Annotated in this window: 4 protein-coding genes and 1 pseudogene; 4 read left to right on the top strand and 1 reads right to left on the bottom strand. The window is 73.2% G+C overall.

The window, feature by feature from the left end:
- Positions 1-1,427, bottom strand: a 1,427-nt coding sequence (locus AOK16_RS19565) for an MDR family MFS transporter (RefSeq protein ID WP_055473505.1), incomplete at its 3' end; no start/stop codon positions are given.
- Between the two features lie 280 nt (positions 1,428-1,707).
- Here AOK16_RS19565 and AOK16_RS26705 point away from each other — a divergent pair.
- The 4 genes and pseudogenes from AOK16_RS26705 to AOK16_RS19585 all read left to right on the top strand — a co-directional run.
- Positions 1,708-2,942, top strand: a pseudogene (locus AOK16_RS26705) (energy-coupling factor ABC transporter permease).
- 4 nt (positions 2,943-2,946) lie between these two features.
- Entirely contained in the window at positions 2,947-3,708 is a 762-nt protein-coding gene (gene cbiQ / locus AOK16_RS19575) for a cobalt ECF transporter T component CbiQ (protein WP_055473506.1), read from the top strand.
- Positions 3,696-4,466 carry an energy-coupling factor ABC transporter ATP-binding protein gene (locus tag AOK16_RS19580; protein ID WP_055473507.1) on the top strand — a complete coding sequence of 257 codons (771 nt, stop codon included), beginning with the start codon at positions 3,696-3,698 and terminating at the stop codon, positions 4,464-4,466. The genes cbiQ and AOK16_RS19580 overlap by 13 nt, the downstream gene beginning before the upstream one ends.
- A gap of 134 nt (positions 4,467-4,600) precedes the next feature.
- The coding region (locus AOK16_RS19585) for a serine hydrolase domain-containing protein (RefSeq protein ID WP_157859271.1) at positions 4,601-5,047 on the top strand (447 nt) is incomplete at its 3' end.

The raw sequence follows: 5,047 nt of genomic DNA on the forward strand, positions 1-5,047 counted from the left end.
GTCTCCGCGTACGCGGAGACATAGGGGGCCGCGATGTCCTCCGGCAGGTGGTGCAGCGCCTCCGGGCTCTGCACCACCGCGTCGGGGACGCCGGGCGCGGCCTCCCGGGCCTGCGCCAGGTTCGGTTCGAGGCGGCTGACGTAGAGGCTGCCGAAGACGGCCGTGCCGAACGCGCTGCCCAGCGTGCGGAAGAAGGTCACGCCTGAGGTGGCGGCGCCCAGTTCGCCGTACGGGACGGTGTTCTGCACCGCGATCGTCAGCACCTGCATGGTCAGGCCGAGCCCGAGGCCCAGCACGAACATGTAGAGGGTCTCCAGCCAGGGGCCTGTGCCGGCCGCCATCCGGGACATCAGGTACAGCCCGAGCGCGGTCGTGCCCGTCCCCAGGATGGGGAACATCTTGTACCGGCCCGTCCGGCTGATCACCTCGCCCGAGGCCAGCGCCGTCGCCAGCAGGCCGACCACCATGGGCAGGGTGCGGATGCCGGAGGAGGTGGCGGTGACCCCGTCCACGAACTGGAGATAGGTCGGCAGGAACGTCAGCGCGCCGAGCATCGCGAAGCCGACGATGAAGCTGAGGACCGAGCAGACCGTGAAGACCGGGTTCCGGAACAGGTCCATCGGGATGACCGGTTCCCGCGCCCGCAGTTCGACCAGGGCGAAGGCCGTCAGGAGGGCGATGGACCCGGCCAGCAGGGCGATGATCGGGGGCGAGCCCCACGGGTAGCGGTTGCCCGCCCACTCCAGGCCCAGGACCAGCGCGGACGCCCCGAGCGCGACCAGCACGATGCCCGCGTAGTCGATCACCGGCCGGACCGTCGCCCGTACGACGGGGATGGTGCGGGCGGCCATCACGACCATGACGGCGGCGATCGGCACGTTGACGTAGAAGCACCAGCGCCAGGTCGCCTCGTCCGTGAGGAACCCGCCGAGCGTCGGCCCCACGACCGTGGTGATGCCGAAGACCGCGCCCAGCGCGCCCTGGTACTTGCCGCGCTGCCGCAGCGGGATGACGTCCGCGATGAGCGCCATCGCGGTGACCATCAGCCCGCCGCCGCCCACGCCCTGGATCGCCCGCCCCAGGATCAGCGTCGCCATGCTGGAGGCCACGCCCGCGGTGATCGAGCCGACCACGAAGACCACCGCGCTGACCTGGAAGACGACCTTCCGGCCGAACAGGTCGCCGAACTTGCCGACGAGGACGGTCGACACGGTCTCGGTGAGCAGGTACGCGGTGACCACCCACGCCATGTGCCCCGCGCCGCCCAGCTCCGCGACGATCGTGGGCAGCGCCGTGGAGACGATCAACTGGTCGAGGGCGGCCAGCATCAGCCCGAGCACGATCGTCGCGAACACCGCGTTGGTGCGGCTGCGGCTCAGCGCGGGCGGACCGGTGTGCGGCGGCTCGGCGGCGGCTGCCGTGGTCATGACTTCAGGATTTGGTCAGAAGCGCGGGGGCGCCACCCCGAGGCCGGTCCTGTGGGCGCCCGGAAGCGGATGGAACCCTTCGGGGTTCTGCGGTGTATTGAAAGAGCGGAGCCGGACGGGGGCACTTCGGCGGGGCGCCGGGGGCCCGCGGCCGTTCCGTGTCGCCCCCTCTTCTTTTCGCGCTCGCCCCGCTCTTGCAAACCATTCGCATCTGGCCGCTATCATCGAACAGTCAACCAACGAGGCTCCGGGAAGCCGGCGAACAGAAGCGGAGACGGCCATGCATGTCCCCGACGGATTCATCGACCTGCCGGTGTCCGCGGCGACCGGAGCCGTAGCCGCCGTCGCGGTCGCCGTCAGCCTCCGCGGCGCCCGCCGCGAGCTCGGCGGCGGACCCGGCGAAGGCCTCGGCGGCGAGCGCGCGGCGCCGCTCGCGGGTCTGGTCGCGGCGTTCATCTTCGCGGCGCAGATGCTCAACTTCCCCGTCGCCGCCGGCACCAGCGGCCATCTGCTGGGCGGCGCGCTCGCCGCGATCCTCGTCGGCCCCTATACGGGCGTGCTCTGCGTCTCGGTCGTCCTGCTCATGCAGGGCGTGCTGTTCGCCGACGGCGGCCTCACCGCCCTCGGTGTCAACATCACGGACATGGCCGTGGTGGCGGTGCCCGTCGCGTACGTGGTCTTCCGCGGCCTGGTGAAGATGCTGCCGCGCGGCCGGGGCGCGGTCACCGCCGCGTCGTTCGTCGCCGCGCTGGTCTCCGTACCGGCCGCTGCCGTCGCCTTCACCGGCCTGTACGCGCTGGGCGGCACGACGGACGTGGAGATCGGCAAGGTCTTCGCGGCCATGGTCGGCGTCCACGTCCTGATCGGCATCGGCGAGGCCGTGATCACCGCGCTGACGGTGGGGGCGGTGATGGCCGTGCGGCCCGATCTGGTCTACGGCGCGCGGGACTTGCGGGCGCCGCTGCGGCTGGCCTCCGCGACAGCGGGCGCCCCGGCTCCTGCGGGGGCTCCGGTTCCCGCGGGGGCCACGGCGGTGCCCGCCGCCCGCCGGCAGGCTCAGGACAACCAGGACAACAAGGAGGCGTCGGCCTGATGTCCGCGACCAACGCGACCGACACGACCAACCCGTCCAACGCGACCGACACGACCGCCGAAACCCAGGCGGCCGGCGCCCCCAAGGTCTCCGTCAAGTGGCTGTGGATCACCGGCCTGCTGGCCGCGCTCCTGCTTGCGGGCGGCCTCAGCTACTACGCCTCCGCCAGCCCCGACGGTCTGGAGAAGGTCGCTGCCGACCACGGCATCGACGAGAAGGCCGAGGACCACGCGGCCAAGGACTCCCCGCTCGCCGACTACCAGACCAAGGACGTCGGCAACCCGCGGCTGTCCGGCGGCATCGCGGGCGTGATCGGCGTCGGCGCGACGCTGGCCGTGGGCACCGGCGTGTTCTGGGCCGTACGCCGGCGCACGCTGGCCGGGGCCGGCACCGCGCAGGCGCCCACCGGCGGCGAGGGCTGACCCCGTGGGCGTCGGACACGCGCACAGGCTCTACCGGCACGGCCCCTCGCCCGTGCACCGGCTCCCTCCGCACTGCAAGATCGCCGCGGTCCTCTGCTTCGTGGTGGTCGTGGTGTCCACCCCGCGCGAGGCCGTCTGGGCCTTCGGGCTGTACGCGCTGCTGCTGGCCGCCGCGGCCCTGGCCGCCCGCGTCCCGGCCCGGTTCCTCCTCGGGCGGCTGCTCATCGAGGTGCCGTTCGTGGCCTTCGCGGTGCTGATGCCGTTCGTGGCCAACGGGCCGTACGTCGACGTGCTCGGCCTCTCGCTCAGCGAACCCGGCCTCTGGGGCGCCTGGAACATCCTCGCCAAGGGCACCCTCGGCGTCGCCGCCTCCGTCCTGCTGGCCGCCACCACCGAGCTGCGCGAGCTGCTGCTCGGCCTCCAGCGGCTGCGGATGCCGCCGCTGCTGGTCCAGATCGCCTCCTTCATGATCCGCTACGGGGACGTGGTCGGCGACGAGATGCGGCGGATGCGGATCGCCCGCGCCTCGCGCGGCTTCGAGGCGCGCGGCGTCCGGCACTGGGGCGTGCTGGCCCAGTCGGCGGGCGCCCTGTTCATCCGCAGCTACGAGCGCGGCGAGCGGGTGCACCTGGCGATGCTGAGCCGGGGATACGCGGGCACCATGCCGGTGATCGACGAGGTCATGGCGACGCGCGCCCAGTGGTCGTACGCCGCCGCACTGCCCGCCGCGGCGCTCGCGGTCTGCGTGATGGGATGGACCCTGTGACAGCTCCCGCCCCCTCGCTCCAGGTCTCCGGCCTCGCCTACGCCTACCCCGACGGCCACCAGGCCCTCTTCGGCGTCGATCTGACCGTCGCGCGCGGCGAGCGGGTCGCGCTGCTCGGCCCGAACGGGGCCGGGAAGACCACACTCGTCCTGCACCTCAACGGCATCCTGGCGGGCGGCGAGGGCACGGTCAGCGTCGCGGGCCTGCCGGTCGGCAAGGCGCACCTCGCCGAGGTGCGCCGCCGCGTCGGCATCGTCTTCCAGGACCCGGACGACCAGCTGTTCATGCCCACCGTCCGCGAGGACGTGGCCTTCGGCCCGGCCGCCGCCGGACTGCGCGGGGCCGAGCTGGAGGCGCGGGTCGCCGGCGCGCTGGAGCAGGTCGGCATGGCCGGGTACGCGGACCGGCCCCCGCACCATCTGTCCTTCGGCCAGCGGCGCCGGGTCGCCGTGGCGACCGTGCTCGCCATGGAGCCGGAGATCCTCGTCCTGGACGAGCCCTCCTCCAACCTCGACCCCGCCTCGCGCCGCGAACTCGCCGACATCCTGCGGTCGTTGGACGTCACCGTCCTCATGGTCACCCACGACCTGCCCTACGCGCTGGAGCTCTGCCCCCGGTCGGTGGTGCTCAGCGGCGGGGTGATCGCGGCCGACGGGCGCACCCAGGACCTGCTGTGCGACGAGGAGCTGATGAGCGCCCACCGCTTGGAGCTGCCGTTCGGCTTCGACCCCCGCTCGGTGACGGTCCCCTCCCTGTGACGCGCGATGCCGCGCGGGGTGTGACTCGCGCCGCATTGCGGTAAAGCCCGGCCCCTGGGTACGGAACGCCCCCGCGCGGCGTGCACCATGGAAGACCGGTGCAAAGGCGATGTGTGGTGGGAGTACGGACAGTGGTGGACGTCCAGGGCACGGTGACCGACGGCTTCGAGCCCGTCCGGGACGCCTTCGTCCGCAACTTCGCGCTCCGCGGGGAGCGGGGCGCGGCGCTCGCCGTCCACCGGAACGGCCGGAAGGTCGTGGACCTGTGGGCGGGCGCGGCCGACGCCGACGGGACCGAGCCCTGGGCCGAGGACACCGCGCAGGTCGTCCGCTCCGCCACCAAGGGCGTCGCCGCCGCCGTACCGCTGCTGCTGCACCAGCGCGGGCAGCTGGACCTGGACGCGCCGGTCGGCACGTACTGGCCGGAGTTCAAGGCAGCGGGCAAGGAGCGGGTGCTTGTACGGCATCTGCTCGCGCACCGCGCCGGGGTTCCGGCGCTGGACCGGCCGCTGACGCCGGAGGAGGCCGCGGACGGCGTCTCCGGGCCCGAGGCGATCGCCGCCCAGGCTCCTGCCTGGGAG

The sequence above is a fragment of the Streptomyces pathocidini genome, from assembly GCF_001418495.1.
GTDB lineage: Bacteria > Actinomycetota > Actinomycetes > Streptomycetales > Streptomycetaceae > Streptomyces > Streptomyces pathocidini.